Source organism: Providencia sp. PROV175, assembly GCF_032707045.1.
Taxonomy (GTDB): Bacteria; Pseudomonadota; Gammaproteobacteria; order Enterobacterales; family Enterobacteriaceae; genus Providencia; species Providencia hangzhouensis.
Genome location: NZ_CP120533.1, coordinates 2,229,949 through 2,242,678, shown reverse-complemented (window position 1 = coordinate 2,242,678; position 12,730 = coordinate 2,229,949). Strand labels below are relative to the sequence as shown.

The 12,730-nt window shown below is 40.5% G+C and carries 16 protein-coding genes; 10 read left to right on the top strand and 6 right to left on the bottom strand.

The window, feature by feature from the left end; genetic code table 11:
- Nucleotides 1-8 precede the first annotated feature (8 nt).
- The 8 genes from rsxD to nadS all read left to right on the top strand — a co-directional run bounded on the left by rsxD (nt 9) and on the right by nadS (nt 6,384).
- A complete protein-coding gene (gene rsxD / locus P3L44_RS09860; protein ID WP_140172190.1) occupies nt 9-1,094 on the top strand; it encodes an electron transport complex subunit RsxD in 1,086 nt (361 codons plus the stop codon).
- Nucleotides 1,095-1,104: 10 nt separating this feature from the next.
- Nucleotides 1,105-1,734, top strand: coding sequence for an electron transport complex subunit RsxG (gene rsxG, locus P3L44_RS09855; protein WP_140172191.1), 630 nt, complete (start codon nt 1,105-1,107; stop codon nt 1,732-1,734).
- Complete coding sequence (locus P3L44_RS09850; RefSeq protein WP_140172192.1) at nt 1,734-2,450, top strand: electron transport complex subunit E; 717 nt, start codon at nt 1,734-1,736, stop codon at nt 2,448-2,450. The genes rsxG and P3L44_RS09850 overlap by 1 nt, the downstream gene beginning before the upstream one ends.
- Before the next feature lie 19 nt (nt 2,451-2,469).
- A complete protein-coding gene (gene nth, locus P3L44_RS09845) occupies nt 2,470-3,111 on the top strand; it encodes an endonuclease III (RefSeq protein WP_004254236.1) in 642 nt (213 codons plus the stop codon).
- A 139-nt stretch (nt 3,112-3,250) separates the two neighbouring features.
- Nucleotides 3,251-5,194 carry an exoribonuclease II gene (locus P3L44_RS09840; protein WP_094960544.1) on the top strand — a complete coding sequence of 648 codons (1,944 nt, stop codon included), beginning with the start codon at nt 3,251-3,253 and terminating at the stop codon, nt 5,192-5,194.
- 201 nt (nt 5,195-5,395) lie between these two features.
- Nucleotides 5,396-5,614 (top strand): osmotically-inducible lipoprotein OsmB, encoded by a 219-nt coding sequence (osmB, locus tag P3L44_RS09835; RefSeq protein WP_036957717.1) that lies wholly within the window; start codon nt 5,396-5,398, stop codon nt 5,612-5,614.
- 151 nt (nt 5,615-5,765) lie between these two features.
- Nucleotides 5,766-6,098 carry a type II toxin-antitoxin system RelE/ParE family toxin gene (locus P3L44_RS09830; protein WP_272661944.1) on the top strand — a complete coding sequence of 111 codons (333 nt, stop codon included), beginning with the start codon at nt 5,766-5,768 and terminating at the stop codon, nt 6,096-6,098.
- A 1-nt stretch (nt 6,099) separates the two neighbouring features.
- Nucleotides 6,100-6,384: a NadS family protein gene (nadS, locus tag P3L44_RS09825; protein WP_096863771.1), complete on the top strand. Its 285-nt coding sequence runs from the start codon at nt 6,100-6,102 to the stop codon at nt 6,382-6,384.
- Between the two features lie 72 nt (nt 6,385-6,456).
- Here the strand turns inward: nadS and yciH are convergent, their stop codons facing one another.
- The 5 genes from yciH to P3L44_RS09800 form a co-directional block, all read right to left on the bottom strand.
- Nucleotides 6,457-6,783, bottom strand: coding sequence for a stress response translation initiation inhibitor YciH (gene yciH, locus P3L44_RS09820; RefSeq protein WP_110591748.1), 327 nt, complete (start codon nt 6,781-6,783; stop codon nt 6,457-6,459).
- The gene (gene pyrF / locus P3L44_RS09815) at nt 6,780-7,505 is read right to left on the bottom strand and encodes an orotidine-5'-phosphate decarboxylase (protein WP_112307124.1); all 726 of its coding nucleotides are present in this window, start codon (nt 7,503-7,505) and stop codon (nt 6,780-6,782) included. The genes yciH and pyrF overlap by 4 nt, the downstream gene beginning before the upstream one ends.
- A 44-nt stretch (nt 7,506-7,549) precedes the next feature.
- Entirely contained in the window at nt 7,550-8,722 is a 1,173-nt protein-coding gene (gene lapB / locus P3L44_RS09810) for a lipopolysaccharide assembly protein LapB (protein WP_140172194.1), read from the bottom strand.
- A gap of 6 nt (nt 8,723-8,728) precedes the next feature.
- Nucleotides 8,729-9,046: a LapA family protein gene (locus P3L44_RS09805; RefSeq protein WP_004254219.1), complete on the bottom strand. Its 318-nt coding sequence runs from the start codon at nt 9,044-9,046 to the stop codon at nt 8,729-8,731.
- Between the two features lie 145 nt (nt 9,047-9,191).
- On the bottom strand, nt 9,192-9,914 hold the full coding sequence (locus P3L44_RS09800; protein WP_272661942.1) for a phosphatase PAP2 family protein: 723 nt from the start codon (nt 9,912-9,914) through the stop codon (nt 9,192-9,194).
- Between the two features lie 213 nt (nt 9,915-10,127).
- Between P3L44_RS09800 and ribA the strand changes: the two genes are divergently transcribed.
- Together ribA and hemB are read left to right on the top strand one after the other, a co-directional pair.
- A complete protein-coding gene (ribA, locus tag P3L44_RS09795; protein ID WP_094960627.1) occupies nt 10,128-10,724 on the top strand; it encodes a GTP cyclohydrolase II in 597 nt (198 codons plus the stop codon).
- Between the two features lie 189 nt (nt 10,725-10,913).
- Nucleotides 10,914-11,891 carry a porphobilinogen synthase gene (hemB, locus tag P3L44_RS09790; protein ID WP_140172195.1) on the top strand — a complete coding sequence of 326 codons (978 nt, stop codon included), beginning with the start codon at nt 10,914-10,916 and terminating at the stop codon, nt 11,889-11,891.
- Between the two features lie 110 nt (nt 11,892-12,001).
- Here hemB and P3L44_RS09785 read toward each other — a convergent pair whose 3' ends face one another.
- Entirely contained in the window at nt 12,002-12,445 is a 444-nt protein-coding gene (locus tag P3L44_RS09785; RefSeq protein WP_036957705.1) for a hypothetical protein, read from the bottom strand.
- Between the last annotated feature and the right edge of the window lie 285 nt (nt 12,446-12,730).

Genomic DNA, 12,730 nt, shown 5'->3' with positions numbered 1-12,730 from the left:
ATAACGAGATGAAATTTAGGCCAATTGATGCGAAAAATCGCCGTTTAAAAATTGCTAGCGCACCATTTACTCATAACAATCAAAGCACCAGTTTAGTGATGCTTTGGGTACTTTTAGCAGCAATACCGGGTATTGCTGCTCAAGTTTATTTCTTTGGCGTTGGCACCTTATACCAAATTATTTTAGCGGTGCTAACAGCGGTTATCACAGAAGCAGTTTCTATTCGTTTACGCCAACAACCTGTGGTTCCTGTACTAAAAGATAATTCCGCCATTGTGACCGCATTATTATTAGCTATCAGCCTACCTCCGCTCTCACCTTGGTGGATGATCGTATTAGGGACATTTTTTGCTATTACGATTGCTAAGCAATGTTATGGTGGATTGGGGCAAAACCCTTTTAACCCTGCGATGGTGGGTTATGTCGTTTTGCTAATATCATTCCCTGTTCACATGACAAACTGGCTACCTCCGCATGAATTACAAAATATGTCGATTTCTGCACTTGATAGCCTATCTATTATTCTCAATGGCCATACTCCAACAGGTATTACCCTCGAGCAATTACGTACAGGCATTGATGGCATGAGCCAAGCGACTCCGCTTGATAGCTTTAAAACGGGCCTACTGACTCATTCTATTTCTGAAGTATTACAGCAACCTATTTTACAAGGTTCCTTAGCGGGAATTGGTTGGCAATGGGTGAATATTGGCTATTTAGTGGGTGGTTTGTTCTTATTACAGCGCCGTATTATTAGCTGGCATATTCCGGTTTCGTTCTTAGGTACATTGGCAGTTTTATCTATTGTTAGTTATTTAATTGATGATAGCCAACATGCGTCGCCATGGGTTCATTTATTGTCTGGTGCCACTATGCTAGGGGCATTTTTTATTGCCACTGACCCTGTCACCGCATCGACAACGCCTAAGGGACGGATTATTTTTGGTGTGATTATCGGTTTTCTTGTTTGGGTGATCCGTGTATACGGTGGTTACCCTGACGCTGTTGCTTTTGCCGTGTTACTCGCCAATATTACTGTTCCATTAATTGATTACTATACGCAGCCTCGTGCGTACGGTCATGGACATAAGTAAGGATAACCGTATGTTGAACACGATGAGACGCCATGGGGTAACGTTAGCCATCTTTGCAGCAGGAACCACTGCGCTTAGTGCTGCTGTGTACACGTTAACGAAAGAGACTATTGCTGAGCAAGCTGCTATTGTTCAGAAAAAACTACTCGACCAAGTGATACCAAGTGATTTATACGATAACGACCTCGCAAAAGAGTGTTATTTAGTCACTAATGAGGCCATACTGGGTAATAAACAACCTAGGCGCTTGTATCTAGCCCGTAAAAATGGCGAACCTGTTGCTGCTGCCTTGGAAACAACAGCATTAGACGGCTACTCAGGCGCTATACATTTATTAGTCGGTACAGATTTTCACGGTACAGTACTGGGAACTCGTGTTACAGAACATCATGAAACACCTGGGCTTGGTGACAAAATTGAGACACGAATATCTGATTGGATTACTTATTTTAGTGGTAAAAAAATAGCCTCTGATAATGACCCTAAATGGGCAGTTAAAAAAGATGGAGGTGAATTTGATCAGTTTACTGGGGCAACAATTACACCCAGAGCAGTCGTCAATGCCACTAAACGTACTGCGGTATTTATGCAACAAATTCCACAACAATTATCGAATTATCCACGCTGTGGGGACGAATAATGAGCGATTCATCTAAAGACTTATTAATGCAAGGTTTGTGGAAAAACAACTCTGCATTAGTTCAATTATTAGGGCTTTGTCCGCTGCTCGCTGTGTCATCAACAGCAACCAATGCATTAGGACTAGGCTTAGCGACCACATTAGTCTTAGTTTGTACTAATGTTGCCGTTTCTGCTTTACGTCGTTGGGTGCCATCAGAAATTCGCATCCCTATTTATGTGATGATTATTGCTTCTGTTGTTAGCGCGGTACAAATGTTAATCAACGCATATGCTTTTGGTTTATATGAATCTCTCGGGATCTTTATTCCGTTAATCGTTACCAACTGCATTGTGATTGGACGCGCAGAAGCCTATGCATCTCGTAATCCTGTTGGGCTATCTGCCCTTGATGGGTTTGCTATGGGCTTAGGTGCAACCGCGACCTTGCTTGTTCTAGGAGCAATTCGTGAAGTTTTAGGGAATGGGACCTTATTTGATGGCGCTGACTTGTTACTCGGTTCTTGGGCTACCTCCCTTCGTATTGAAGTGTTACACCTTGATTCCCCATTTTTACTCGCTATGCTACCGCCTGGTGCCTTCATTGGCCTAGCACTACTATTAGCTGCGAAATACTTAATTGATGAAAAAATGAAAAAAAGAGCCGCACGACAATCTGGTATTCAACCAGAACGTGAATATGAAAAACAGCAAGGTTGCGGCAGCCATATTTCTTAACAACGATATTTTGTGAGCAATGAATAAATCAAAACGCATTGAAATTCTAACTCGTCTACGGGATAACAACCCACACCCTACAACGGAGTTAGAATTTAACTCCCCTTTTGAGCTATTAATCGCCGTTTTATTATCAGCTCAAGCTACTGACGTGAGTGTCAATAAAGCGACAGCAAAGCTATATCCTGTAGCTAATACGCCTGAAGCTATTATGGCACTCGGTGTGGATGGAATAAAAGAGTACATTAAAACCATTGGCTTATTTAATACCAAAGCTGAAAGCGTCTATAAAACCTGTCAAATTTTAATCGAAAAGCACAACAGCCAAGTCCCTGAAAACCGAGAGGCTTTAGAAGCTTTACCGGGTGTTGGCCGCAAAACGGCAAATGTGGTTCTTAATACCGCATTTGGCTGGCCGACTATCGCCGTTGACACGCATATTTTCCGTGTCTGCAATCGTACTAACTTTGCTCCTGGTAAGAATGTCGTTGAAGTTGAAGACAAACTCCTTAAAGTTGTACCTGCAGAGTTTAAAGTAGATTGTCACCATTGGTTTATTTTGCATGGACGTTATACTTGTATTGCCCGCAAACCCCGCTGTGGCTCTTGTATTATCGAAGATTTATGCGAATTTAAAGATAAAATATATCCAGAAGATTGACCAAGATACTATTTTGAATAGGTTATAGATAAACGATACTTTTAATCATGAATCTAGCCGGTAACGCATTTTTTCCTTGCTCTAAGACTTTGTCTTACGTAACAATAGAGCCAAACCCAATATTAATTAAACGGTAAGTATGTTCCAAGACAACCCACTGCTCGCACAGCTTAAACAAAAACTACATGCCCAAACCCCACGCGTCGAAGGGCTGGTAAAAAGTACAGAAAAAGGCTTTGGCTTCCTCGAAGTTGATGGCCAAAAAAGCTATTTCATTCCGCCTCCTCAAATGAAAAAGGTCATGCATGGTGATCGTGTTATTGCTGCGGTTCATACCGATAAAGACCGTGAATTTGCAGAACCAGAAGAACTGGTAGAACCTTTTTTAGATAGGTTTGTTGGGAAAATACAAAAGAAAGAAAATGATAACCGTTTATTTGTCATTCCCGATCACCCATTACTGAAGGATATGATTTCTTGCCGTCCTATCAATGGCATTACTCATGAGTTTAAGCAAGATGATTGGGTTGTTGCACAAATGCGACGCCATCCATTAAAAGGCGATAAAACCTTCTACGCTGAAATTACTGAGTTTATCACTGACGGAGATGACCATTTTGCACCATGGTGGGTAACGTTACGCCGTCACCAATTAGACCGTAATGAACCGCAAATGGTTGATAGCGAACGTGATGACCAAGGTATTGAACGAGTTGATTTAACTCACTTGCACTTTACGACCATAGACAATGCAAGTACTGAAGATATAGATGACGCACTCTATGTTGAAAAAACCGATAATGGTGACTTAAAACTGTATATCGCTATTGCTGACCCAACAAGCTATATACCAGAAGGTAGCGAACTCGATAAACTGGCTTTAGCCCGTGGCTACACCAACTATTTACCGGGTTTTAATATTCCAATGCTACCGCGCAAATTATCTGACGACCTGTGCTCTTTGCGCCCAAATGAACGTCGCCCTGCTTTAGTCTGCATTGCACTCATCAAAGAAGATGGTCGCATTGACGATAATATTGAGTTTTTCAGCGCTTGGGTCGAATCAAAATCTAAATTAGTTTATGACGAAGTCTCTGATTGGCTTGAAAATACAGGCAGTTGGCAGCCAGAAAATGACACTGACAAACAACAAATTTTGCTGCTTAAAGAAATGGCAGATAGGCGTTTACTATGGCGCGAAAACAATGCACTCGTGTTCAAAGATCGCCCTGATTACCGCTTTGTATTAGATGACAAAGGAATTGTGGTTGATATCGTGACTGAACGTCGCCGCAGCTCTAATCGCATTGTTGAAGAAGCCATGATCACCTCTAACCTCTGTGCTGCCGCAGTACTGAAAGAAAAATTAGGATTTGGCGTATTTAATGTGCATATGGGCTTTGAACCCCTACAAATTGACCAAGTCGTGCAAACGCTTAAAGATAATGGCATTGAAACAACGGCTGAATCATTATTATCACTAGAAGGCTTCCGCCAACTACGCCGTCAACTAGATGCACAGCCGACCCAATTCCTCGATAGCCGCATTCGCCGTTACCAAACTTTCGCAGAAGTCAAAGCTGAGCCCGGCCCGCATTTTGGTTTAGGGTTTGAAGCTTATGCGACTTGGACTTCACCAATTCGTAAATATACCGATATCGTCAACCACCGTTTAATCAAATCTATTATTGCTGGTAAACCTTCAACGAATAAGCCATCCGAAGAATTATCAATCAAGTTAGCCGAACGTCGTCGTGCAAACCGCATGGCTGAACGTGATGTGGGTGATTGGCTCTATTCTCGTTACTTAAAACCTTTTGAAGGTACGGATACCAAATTCCCAGCTGAAATTATTGATATCACTCGCGGTGGCGTAAGAGTCCGTTTGGTAGATAATGGTGCTGTAGCTTTTGTTCCTGCGCCTTTTATTCATAGTGTTCGTGATGAGATCCAATGTAGCCAAGAAACAGGTAATGTACTTGTTAAAGGTGAAATAGCTTACCAACTTAACGATATTATCAATGTCACCATTAATGAAGTTCGTATGGAAACACGTAATATCGTCGCTAGACCAGCCGAATAACAGCTTTTCTGCTACTCTTTAAAGACCATAGTTTGAAACCTATGGTCTTTTATTTTTCTATCTACTTTTTTACAACCTAAAATTCGCATTAAACGTTAAACTGCAAACACTTTTCCATATTTTTTCCTGATTATTCTTATTCGTAAATTTACCTATCATGATATTTTGTTAACTGTTAAATCTGTATTAAGGGTCATTAAAATGAACACAGTAAGCAAACGTATTTTATCATTCATGGTGATAGCTACTGTCGCTATCAGCGTCAGTGCCTGTTCAAATATGTCTAAACGCGATAAAAACACAGCGATTGGTGCCGGTGTAGGAGCTGTTGGTGGCGCTGTATTGACAGGCGGAAGTTCCATAGGAACCGTAGGTGGTGCGGCTATTGGCGGAATTATTGGACACCAAGTAGGCAAATAAATCTCATAATATCCTTTAGTCGCTCTCCTTAATCTAAAATAGCGTTCAGTATGAACGCTATTTTATTTTTTATATCCGATAATCTATTAAACTATTGACGGTAAAAAGTGTACAAAGTACACTTGCAATTAATACAAAGGGAGGGAACCCTGTGAGTCACGCAATTGAATTTATTGAAACCAGCTTTTTTACCAAACAAATCCAATCTATCGCCACACAAGAAGAACTTAGGATATTACAAAATGAACTTATCGCATGGCCAGATAAAGGCGATATCATCCAAGGAACAGGTGGGCTTCGTAAAATTAGGATGGCAACTGGTAATAAAGGAAAAAGTGCAAGTGTACGAGTTATTTATTTCCTAGCTACAGCAGAAATTATTTATTTTATAATGGATTATCCAAAAAATGTCAAAGATACGCTAAATGACTTAGAAAAAGCAGAATTAAAGAAACTAACGAAATTACTAAAAAATGAGGTATAAAATGAGTATATTCAACGAATTAAAAGCCTCTTTAGAAGAAGCTGTTGAAATAAAACAAGGCCATCAAAAAGCCGCTAATGTTACTCGTTACGAAATTACTGATGTCAAAGCTATTCGAGAGCAACTGAATGTTTCCCAAAGCGAATTAGCTCATGCACTAGGAACTAGCCTCGATACAATTAAAAGTTGGGAACTTAAACGACGAAACCCAACAGGGCTAGCAGCTAAAATACTCATCGCCATTAAACGTAACCCAGCTTTATTTGCTGAGTTAGCAGCAATTTAACCACTTCTTCGTTATAAAATGAGTGGCTTTCTAAGTAGCCACTCATGACAAACAGTAAAATTTTCGAACCTATCAGCCACCAGCTAACTTAACTTGAAAACCTTTCGCCTCAAGGTACTGTTTGATAACATCACGTTTATCGCCTTGAATTTCAACGTTACCGTCTTTGACAGCTCCGCCACAGCCACACTTCTTTTTAAGATCAGCCGCTAATTTAGCTAATTCGCTGTCTTCAAGATCAAGACCAGTTACAACACAAACCCCTTTTCCTTTACGGCCTGATGTCTCACGGCGGATCCGCACAATACCATCACCTTTAGGCCTTTCAATTTTGGGTTTATCTTCAGCAATACGCCCTGTTTCTGTACTGTAAACAAGACGACTATTTGAATCATTCATAGCAAACCTTCAATAGACTGATTGATTTGTTGTAATGTGGCAGTTGGGTTTTCACTACGCGTAATCGGACGACCAATCACCATATAATCCACACCCGCCTTCACTGCATCTTGTGGTGTCATAATGCGGCGTTGGTCCCCAACATCACTTCCCGTTGGGCGAATACCTGGGGTAACTAATTTGAAATCGGCACCACAAATTTGTTTTAAACGTTGGGCTTCATGAGCAGAGCAAACAACACCATCTAGCCCGCATTGTTTGGTTAATAAGGCCAAACGCTCTGCATGAGCAGCTGGTGACAGGTTAATCCCAACACCAATGAGGTCAGATTCATCCATACTCGTTAATACGGTTACTGCTGTGAGTAATGGCGCCTCTTTACCATAAGGCTCAAGAGATTGGCGTGCCGCCTCCATCATACGAGCACCACCACTTGCATGAACATTAACCATCCATACCCCCATTTCAGCCGCAGCTGCAACCGCTCGAGCAACAGTATTTGGAATATCATGAAACTTCAAATCTAAGAAAACATCAAAACCACGATCATGGAGTGACTTAACAAATTGAGGACCATTAAAAGTAAACATTTCTTTGCCTACTTTTAAGCGACAATCACGTGGGTCAATGCGATCCACAAAAGCCAAAGCCTCATTAGCATTTTCATAGTCAAGTGCCACAATAATTGGTGAATGTGTGTGGTTCTCAGTTGAGGAAATCATTTCTTAGCCTTTAAAGAGTCGTTATTATTTAAAAAGTGACGCTGTCACTGCCCATCTAGCCCACGAATAGGTTTAATCGTGTCCCACGAGCGACAAGATGGGCAATGCCAATATAATGCACGTGATGTAAACCCACATTTATGGCAACGATAATCGGGTTTGGTACGAATTTGCTCCCCTACCATTTTTCGTAGCAAAATCAAACTTTCTTTTGCCCTTCCATCTTCAGCTTCTTCAAGATGGTAATCCATTAAACGATAAAATAAACGCATGGTAGGATGACGTTGAATTTGGTCATTAATATAATTTGCAGCGGCTTCGTGATTTTGCTTTTCAACAATAATATCCGCTAAATAAAGCTCTGCAATAGCCCCTGAGTTACCCGCAACACACTGACGTAGGTAATCTTCCCACTCATCGGCTTGGCCAGTATGTTGGTAGCAATCAAACAGCAAAGGTAGCGTTTCAGCGACGAGCTCTCTATCTTGCTCATAGACTTGTTTTAGGACATGAATTGCTTTGTCGTAATTACCTTGTTCGATGAACAAGCGCCCTTTCATAATTGAGACCCGAGCGCAGTGGTTGTCGGCTTGCTCTGCCTTATTTAAAAAGGTCAGTGCATCTTCGAGATCATCGCTAGCAAGTTGTTGAGTCGCTAATTCACAATAAAAGTGTGCAACTTGCTCACGTAGCTCTGTATGCCCTAATTTAACCAGTTTACCTGCCGTTTCAATAGCTTTTGTCCAATCACTGGTTAATTGATAAATATTTAACAGGGATTGTAAGGCACTTTGTTTGAAATCGACTTCATCCGTCAATTGTTGAAACATGTTTTCTGCTCGGTCATAAACCCCAGCAGCCATGTAATCTCGACCGAGTTGTTGAGTTGCTAATAAGCGTTGTTCAAATGATAAAGCGGCACTTTCCACCAGCGACTGGTGAATACGAATGGCGCGTTCAACTTCACCACGAGAACGGAATAAATTTCCCAACGTGAGGTGTGCTTCAAAAGCAGAGCTATCTTCATTTTTTAGCATATCGAGGAATAAATCGACAGCTTTATCTTGTTGATTAGACAATAGGAAGTTAACGCCTGTCACATAATCACGTGACAAGCGATTCGCATGTTGTTGCTTATCTTGTTGAGCACTTCTGCGCCCCATGTACCAACCGTAAGCAGCAGCAACTGGTAGCAGCAGAAACAGCAACTCGAACATACAGGATTATTCCTTGTTCTGAGTCGTCACTAATGAGGTTGAATCGGAAATATGACTTTCTCCAGCACCTAATTGTGATTCTAAACGTCTAATTTTACGACGTGCGTTTTTCAGGCTAACAATGACTCGTAAATAAAACACAGCACAAACTAGCCAACCTAGCACAAAACCGACACCAAAAAGTGATGCAAGAAGGGTCGATAATGAAAAATCCCCTTTTGCAATCAGGTAGTTAAATGTAATAACCTGATCATTGCTTGAACCTAGCGTAATCGAAATAATAAAAAAAGCGACCGCTAGTAATAAAATCAGAAAATATTTCACATTTATTCCCGTTATCAGTTCTATTCATCCAATAATATCTACCTGTTAAGGTAGCATTTCCAACGCATTCAGACAAAGCAATTTATTTTATACAATGAGAGATTTAAGTCAGATCTCCCCTAATAATGGTTAACTTGATGAAAGATTAATCGGTTTTACTCAGTATTCCCCATGCTCGCAAAATATAATAACCAAATAAGGCAAAACACGCACTGATGATCACTGAAGTAATTATATCAATAGGCCAATGCATGCCCAACAACATACGACTAAATGCAATACCCTCAGCCCAAATAGCGAGCCCTATCGATAAAACGTATAAACGTTGTTGCCAAAAAAGCGCAATTAAAAACAATGCCCAGCCAGCCGCAAATAACATATGACCAGAAGGAAAAGAATATCCGGTTTCTGCTTGCCAGTGTTTACGCTGCCATTTCGCTATATATTCATCTTGTTTGACGGTGTCTTTAATTAATTTTGCTCGTTCACTACGTTTTAACGCATAAAAGTCTGATGAAGGAATTTGATATTCGGTTGCCAGCCATTCCACATAAGGGCGAGGCTCTTTAAACGTACTTTTTAATGCCGTCTTCAAACCTTGCTGCAGTAATACAATACCAACAAGAACAAGCAATATTTTCAGTCGCTGTTTTTTTTCTGAACGAAAAATAAATGCAACTGCGCTAAGAAATAACAGAGACGTTAAAATACTATAAGGTGCTCCCGCAGTGTCTGTCAGCCAGAGTATCCATTTCATTGAGTTAAACTGGGTTTCTGGTGACCAATGCCACCCTGTAACTATCATCACCATGGGAGGCATAATTAATAACAATGCAAAAGTACAAACGACCAAAACAGTTTTTTTCATTCAACGTGTTCCAAATAAAGTTCTATTAAATATACAAATATTCCATTCACCTATTATTAACTCTGTTATAGTAATACAGCGTTGGTCGTGTGCAAAGAATACCAACCTCTATATGCTAAACGTCATATAGCATCGATGTATTATAGTTAAGCTACTTTATATCGATAAACGTTATTAATTAAGCAAGAGTTACTTTAACTAATGAAAGAAAATATGCAGCTAAAACGCGTTGCCGAAGCAAAACTTCCTACACCTTTTGGTGAATTTTTGATGGTGGGTTTTGAAGAAATCGCAACCGGTCGTGATCATGTAGCGTTAATTTTTGGCGATATCTCAGGAAGTGAACCGGTACTCAGCCGGATCCACTCCGAATGTTTAACAGGAGATGCGTTATTTAGTCTACGTTGCGATTGTGGTTTTCAATTAGAAGCCGCACTCTCTCAGATTAGTAAAGAAGGCCGAGGGGTATTACTTTACCATCGTCAAGAAGGCCGAAATATTGGCTTGCTGAATAAAATCCGAGCTTATGCATTGCAAGATCAAGGCTTAGATACGGTTGAAGCTAACATTAAGTTAGGCTTTAAAGCGGATGAGCGTGATTTTACCTTATGCTCTGATATGTATAAGTTATTGGGGATAAATGAAGTCCGCTTATTGACGAATAACCCGAAAAAAATCGATATCATGCGTGAAGCTGGAATTAACGTGGTAGAACGTGTTCCGTTGATCGTTGGCCGCAACCCAAGTAATGAACATTATCTTGACGTTAAAGCAGAAAAAATGGGCCATATGCTATTTAAGCACCAATGACCTCAGCAAAGGAAGAGTGTTCTGCTCTTCCCTTTATTTTTCCTATTTCATTATCACCATTCAAAGTGTGCCATTTATCCACGGCTATATTCACTTTCTTTCCATAAGGTTTATACTGTTAGCCATCTGATTACCCTGACGAATAAACTGAGTTTTTGAGGTTTATTCCGCATACTACCAGGAGATACTGTGAACAACCTGCATTCCATTCAACGCATGAGAAGATTGCGTAAAACTGAAAAACTCCGTACTTTATTCCAAGAAACTCACCTTTCTATTAATGACCTTTGCTTGCCAATTTTTGTTGAAGAAGAACTCGACGATTATATGCCAATCAACAGCATGCCGGGTGTTATGCGTATTCCTGAAAAACGCCTTGCTTATGAAATTGAGCGTATCGCAAATGCAGGAATAAAATCAGTGATGACCTTTGGGGTTTCCCATCATCTTGATGATAATGGTAGTGATGCATGGCAAGAAAATGGTTTAGTGGCACGTATGTCACGTATCTGTAAAGAAACCGTCCCTGAAATGATAGTGATGTCTGACACCTGTTTTTGTGAATACACTTCCCATGGTCACTGTGGTGTCATTCACGGCCATATCGTTGATAACGATGCAACCATCCATAACCTAGGTTTACAAGCGGTTGCCGCTGCACGTGCAGGTGCTGATTTTATTGCCCCTTCTGCGGCAATGGATGGCCAAGTTGCCGCAATTCGTCATGCACTTGATGAAGCTGGTTTTACAGACACCGCCATTATGTCTTACTCCACAAAATTTGCTTCAGCACTGTATGGCCCATTCCGAGATGCAGCGGGTTCATGCCTTAAAGGGGATAGAAAAACGTATCAGATGAACCCAATGAACCGCCGTGAAGCACTACATGAATCACTAATTGATGAACGTGAAGGTGCTGACGCGCTAATGATTAAACCTGCTGGGGCTTATTTGGATATTATTCGTGATTTACGTGAGCATACCCAATTACCTATCGGTGCTTATCAAGTCAGTGGCGAATATGCACAAATTAAATTTGCTGCTCAAGCGGGTGCAATTGATGAAACTCGTGTGGCTCTTGAAACACTGGGGTCAATCAAACGCGCAGGTGCTGATCTTATTTTCACTTATTTCGCTTTACAATTAGCCGAAGCCAACGCGTTATAATCTCATTCAGTTAAAGAAACCCGCACCACTGTATAAAATTACAGTATCGCGGGTTTTTGTCATTTTTGTTGAATAATAATACTTAAATCGACCAATTAACAACCAAATGGCTATTTTGCTCTTTGCAATTCAAGCTGTTGAGTTAGTGTTTGCGCATAATGCTGTGCTTGCTCTGCCGTTGCTAAACCAGCAATCAATAAATCTTGTTTACCCGCAGATGTCGTTGCAACCACTCCCCAGTAATCAACTTCAACCGTAATACTTTCAGGGTTTTGATCGGGCATCGGCAGAATATCAAAGTAGTCTTGTAATGGCGCAATGGTAATGGCGGTATAATCTGCATTTAAGCCGAGTGGAAATTCTTTGTCTGCATATAAACGCAAATCATGGACTTCCGTTTCAGGTGTTCTCATCACAATAGAATATAAGTTAGGTATGTGCTCCAAAATGTCACGAACCTCTTCGTTCGCACCATCAAAATGGGATGTGGTTAATAAGATATCTGCTGCCCACAATGCCCCTTTATAGAAATCGGTTTCATTGATATCTGCCATACTCATTTCCTTAATAGTGTTTTCGATAAGCTAGTCACATGGTGCCCCATGTTGAAGCTATTACATTCAATTATTTTGCACAAAGAAACTTATTTATGGCGAACTTCACCCTATTTTCATTTAGCCTAGTTGCGACTATTTTCTCCTTTAATTTACCGTCTATTTAACACCATAACGTAGATTGCCATCAAAAATATTGAGAAAAAACAAGATTGATAAATAAGATTAAATATTAAAAAATAAAAACGCCCGTAGGATACAATCTTACAGGCGTTGAAGTGCCAT